3 protein-coding genes are annotated in these 3,195 nt (G+C 66.1%); all 3 read right to left on the reverse strand.

Going from position 1 to position 3,195, the window contains the following annotated elements; translation table 11 throughout:
• Complete coding sequence (locus tag ORI94_RS11175; RefSeq protein ID WP_266074321.1) at positions 1-786, reverse strand: enoyl-CoA hydratase/isomerase; 786 nt, start codon at positions 784-786, stop codon at positions 1-3.
• Complete coding sequence (locus ORI94_RS11180; RefSeq protein ID WP_323056039.1) at positions 774-2,033, reverse strand: hydroxymethylglutaryl-CoA synthase family protein; 1,260 nt, start codon at positions 2,031-2,033, stop codon at positions 774-776. Before ORI94_RS11180 ends, ORI94_RS11175 begins: the two co-directional genes overlap by 13 nt.
• 66 nt (positions 2,034-2,099) lie before the next feature.
• Positions 2,100-3,182, reverse strand: a complete 1,083-nt coding sequence (gene fabD / locus ORI94_RS11185) for an ACP S-malonyltransferase (protein WP_266074323.1) — start codon at positions 3,180-3,182, stop codon at positions 2,100-2,102.
• Positions 3,183-3,195 lie beyond the last annotated feature (13 nt).

The raw sequence follows: 3,195 nt of genomic DNA on the forward strand, positions 1-3,195 counted from the left end.
CTACTCCTCCTCCCAGGGGAACTGTCCCGTACGCACGTAACGCGAGATCCTGGCCAGGTTCTCCTGGTCGGAGAACACCTCACGGTTCGCCTCGATCGCCTTCTCGCGGGACGCGACCAGCCTGTCGTCGAGCGCTCCGAGGTACTTCTTGTAACGCGCGACGCCGCTCTTCGACAGGTAGCGCAGCCGCAGCAGGTGCCTGCGGAGCAGGTTGGCGCTGTTGTCCTCGCAGGCGTCCACCAACTGCCAGTCGAGCGCCTGCCTCGCGGTGACCGGCTGGGTCATCAGGGTCAGGTAGTTGGCCTTGGAGACGCCGACCTTCCTGATGAGGAAGGGCATCACGCACGCGGGCATCAGGCCGAACAGCAGCTCCGACAGGCTGAAGACCGTCTTCTCCTCGCACAGGACGACGTCGCAGGCGGCCACGAAGCCCACTCCCCCGGCGTTGACCCTGCCGCGCACGTGCGCGACGGAGACGAACGAGCCGAGGGCGATCGACAGCCAGAGGTCGTACAGCGCCTCGGCGTGCGACCGCTGGTAGCCGTCGCCCTGCGGCGCCGAGCTGATCTCCTGGAAGTCGGCACCCGTGCAGAAGAAGTCGGGCAGGCCTTCGAGGACGAGCACCTTGGCGTGTTGCTCGCAGAGTTCGACGACCCTCGCGCACTCCTCGACCAGGCGGCTGCTGATCCGGTTCTCGGCCTCGGGCCGGTTGATCCGCAGGAAGCAGATCTCGTTGGCGAACCGGACCTCGACGGTCTCGTACGCGACGCCGGTCAGGAGCTCCACTCGTACTCCCGGTGGAACTCGTTTATCCGCTTCAGGAACAGCCGCTCACGGCTGCGCGAGGCCCTGGCCTCGGGGAGCGTGGAGCCGGCGAGTTCGACGTTGCGCGTGCCGAACCTGACCGCGTCGTTGTTCTTGAGCAGCAGATCGTACTGGTCCATGTCCAGCTCGTACCGGTCGTCCAGGGACGCGGCGATGCCCATCCGGCGCAGGTGCTGCTGGCTCTCCGGCCGCACGACGCCGCTGAAGAACTCCGAGCAGCACCCGGAGCCGTAGGAGAAGCACCCCACGCGCTGGGCGCCGCCGGACAGGTCCGCGTTGTCGATGGTGCTGGCCAGCGAGAGCATCGTGGTGGCGCCCATGACGTTGCCGACCCGTCGGCAGTACGTCAGGCCCGGCCCCATGCGGCGCGTGAAGTCCTCTTCGATGACCGCGGGGCGCGCCTTGTTCAGCTTGCGCATCAGGTTGCGGTGCGCGCCCTTGACCATGCCCCCGAAGGGGGTGTGGAACGCCAGGTAGCCGAAGGTGTCGACGAAGTCCACGTGGCCCACGCGCCGCTGGTACTCCAGGAAGGCGTTCTCGCAGCAGTCGAGGTAGGACAGCAGTGACAGTTCGGCGTTGCCCGCCTCGCTGTCGGGCAGCGGCCTGCAGGTGTCCATCACCTCGTGGCCGTAGTAGCCGCTCGCGCCGACGTCGATCTGGAAGATCTTCGGGTTGTCGCTGACGAGCATGGCGACCGCGCCGGCCCCGCCGCTGGGCTCGGCGAAGGACCAGTCCTCGGACAGGGCGTCACCGCCCTCGGCCACCATGAACCGCGTCAGGTCCGTGGCGATCACCAGCGCCTTCGCGCCGGGCGAGGTCTGTGACAGCACGAAGTTCACCGCGGTCTGCAGGGCGGCCACACCCGAGTAGCAGGCGACCTTGATCTCGAAGAGGCGGCAGTTGCGCCCCAGACCGAGCAGACTGTGGAAGTACGTGCTCATCGACTTGCCGAAGTCGAAGGACGACTCCGTCGCGGTGATCACCATTTCGATCCGGTCGCGCTCCTCCTCGCTCAGCGCGTCGATGATCGGCTTCGCCGCGTTGACCCCGAACGTGACCGGGTCCTCGTCCGGCAGCGCGACGGTCTTCTCCTTCATCAGGAGGTTCTCGAACCGGGCGGTGTCGAGTCCGCGGTGGACCGCCAGGTTGCTGACGTCCACGTAACTCGTACCCGCGAAGACGTTCATGGCCTCAATGCCCACAGGCATCATGAGATTCCCTCCCCTGGCTGACGGCAGTTCCACGCCTGCCGCCAATCCTCCTGGCGCGCCACACTAATTGACCGACTCGATCTCAGTAAGGTCAAAGTATCCGCGATAACCGATCATGTACACCGCCGCCCGGTGGCCGAAAAGCACCGTTGCCGGGGTGGCGGTCTCCAAGTCCTGATATTCGCCGACCTTGGATCGGACACGGGTTCCGACGGGATTCCGCTCGTTCCACTGCCGCACCAACTCCTCTGCGGACAGGGGCGGCTGAGCGGCGGTGGGCCGGGGTTGCTGCTGGGGCTGCTGCGGCGCCTCCCGACGGATCTTGTTGATCAGCTTGGTCAGGACGTTGCCGTGCCCCAGCTCCTTGAACTCCATCTCGCCCAGCCCGAGAAGGTACTGCACGCTGTCCGACCAGCGCACCGCGCCGGTCAGTTGCCCGGCCAGCAGTTCCTTGGCCCGGTGGTCCTCGTACGGACGGGCCGTCACGTTGGAGATGACCGGAACCTTCTGCGGGGAGAAGGTCACGGTGTCCAGGAAGCGGGAGAACTCCTGGCGCGCCGGCTCCATGTACCGCGAGTGGAAGGCACCACTGGTGTTCAGCGGGGCGAACAGGTGTTTTCCGGACTGGAAGAGCGGCTTGGCCGCCTTGATGTCCTCCGGCGGGCCCGAGATCACTATCTGTGAAGCGGAGTTGAAGTTCGCCAGGTCGATCGAGGTGAGCCCGTTGTCGTCGAGGATGGTACGAATCTCCTGTGCCGACGCGTTGAGCACGGCCGCCATCGCCCCCTCCTGCGCCCGGGCCATCAGCTCGCCCCGTTTGCGCACCAGCCGCAGTCCGGTCTCGAAGCTGAAGCACTCGGCCGCCAGCAGGGCGTTGAACTCCCCGAGGCTGTGACCGGCGAGGAAGTCCGGCCGCTCCGACTCCTGCAGCTTCTTGTAGTACGACAGCGCGTTGACGACGTAGAGGGCGGGTTGGGTGAACTCGGTCCGGTTCAGCCGGTTGTCCGGATCCTCCAGGCACAATTCCTTGATGGAGTAGCCCAGGATCGAGTCGGCCGCCCGGGTGAGCGACTCGAACTCGTCGAACAGGGTGCCTCCCATCGTCTTCTTCTGTGATCCCTGACCGGGGAAAACGTACGTCTTCACGGCGAGCCCTCTC

Source organism: Streptomyces sp. NEAU-W12 (genome assembly GCF_026242095.1).
Classification (GTDB): Bacteria; Actinomycetota; Actinomycetes; order Streptomycetales; family Streptomycetaceae; genus Streptomyces.

Excerpts from the sequence above, each read along its gene's own strand:
- ORI94_RS11180 (WP_323056039.1), bottom strand. The coding sequence starts at position 2,033 with ATGCCTGTGGGCATTGAGGCCATGAACGTCTTCGCGGGTACGAGTTAC.